General features: G+C 35.5%; 2 protein-coding genes. One reads left to right on the forward strand and one right to left on the reverse strand.

Translation table 11 applies throughout. The annotated features are described in order from the left end of the window. Positions 1-152: 152 nt before the first annotated feature. The gene (locus E2K98_RS30590) at positions 153-593 is read right to left on the reverse strand and encodes an Lrp/AsnC family transcriptional regulator (protein ID WP_133340758.1); all 441 of its coding nucleotides are present in this window, start codon (positions 591-593) and stop codon (positions 153-155) included. A gap of 121 nt (positions 594-714) precedes the next feature. On the opposite strand from E2K98_RS30590, the gene E2K98_RS30595 reads away from it, so the two are divergent. Then, complete coding sequence (locus tag E2K98_RS30595; RefSeq protein ID WP_133340760.1) at positions 715-1,131, forward strand: carboxymuconolactone decarboxylase family protein; 417 nt, start codon at positions 715-717, stop codon at positions 1,129-1,131. Positions 1,132-1,345 lie beyond the last annotated feature (214 nt).

Here is a 1,345-nt window from a genome sequence, read left to right on the forward strand (position 1 = left end):
GAATCTAAGAAAAGAGATTAGCTACAGTCTGTAAACGATAACTAGGAGGAGCCGTGTGCATTAATAGTGCAAGCACGGTTCTGTGAGGGGGAGGAGTACAATCTACCGGAAGGTAGAAAGGCTCCCTTCTACTCGACTAGTTGAACAAGGATTCAGTCCGAACCCAATCTTAAATTCGTCTGGACCTTAGAAAAAATGAAATGCGTTACCGTATGAGCATAAGGATTTACATCTTCAATAAATTCTTCTGCTTTGGCAAATGTATCGAATTGCATTTTAAGCATATAGCAGGCGTTTCCAGCAATTCGATAACAAAACTCTACATTTGGAAGACCTTCAATATATCTCTTAAAAGAATTGTAATCTCCATTTTTAACGGTTGCTTCTATAATGCATTGAATAGGAACTCCTAATTTAGCATAATCAACTTCTAATGTATACCTCTTTATTACTCCAAATGACTCCATTTGTCTTACCCGTTCTGTTACAGATGGTGAAGATAAATTAATTCTTCTGCCAAGTTCACTCATCGATAATCGACTATTTTTGCTTAATTCATCTATTATTTTCTTATCAATTGAATCTATTTTCATTTTTAAGGAAATCCTCCATTTTTCATTAATTTATTAAAGAATATATGCAAAATGAGTTTTATATTTAATTCAATTCTTTAAATTTATTCGATAATATAAATACTACAAGGAGGTAGTATTTATGGCAAGAATTAATGAATCTGAATTCGGGGTGACCCCTTTTCAAAGACTTTTAGGACATAATAAAGATGTATTAAATGGATGGAATCAATTAGGAGAAGTATTTGAAAAAGATATGCATCTATCGTCTCGACTAAAAGAGCAAATAAGGAGAACTTTAGCTCAAAGCAATGGTTATGAGTATTGCAAGGCAAAAGGAAAACCTGAACCCCATTTGTTCGATGAAAAAATGTCTATTGTAGTAGGCTTTGCAGAGGTTTTTTTAAAACAAAAAGGGGATATATCAGATGCTCAATTTAATGTGTTGAGAGAGTATCTTTCTGATGCAGAAATTAGTGAGCTTTGTTCGTTTATTACATTTACTACTGCTTCACAGTATTTTTGTGCAATAATGAAATTAGAAACTGTGACAACATAATATAGTCTTCCTACGCTTGTTCAACTAAAGGGTGCAAGAGTTTAATTAAGGGATCGCTACGGCGATCCCTTTTCTTATGTGCGCCCGGCATGGGCGATAACTTGGTGGTGAAAGTCCACTACAGGCTTGGCAGTAGGAACTGTTAGCCAATAGCAAGGGTGTCCACCGTGAGGTGGAATCTGAAGGAAGCTGGAGGCAAATTCTCGAACTGACG

It is taken from the genome of Bacillus salipaludis (genome assembly GCF_004358205.1).

What these genes read in the sequence shown, in the direction of transcription:
- E2K98_RS30590 (WP_133340758.1), bottom strand. Translation starts at nt 593, where the DNA reads ATGAAAATAGATTCAATTGATAAGAAAATAATAGATGAATTAAGCAAA.
- E2K98_RS30595 (WP_133340760.1), top strand. Translation starts at nt 715, where the DNA reads ATGGCAAGAATTAATGAATCTGAATTCGGGGTGACCCCTTTTCAAAGA.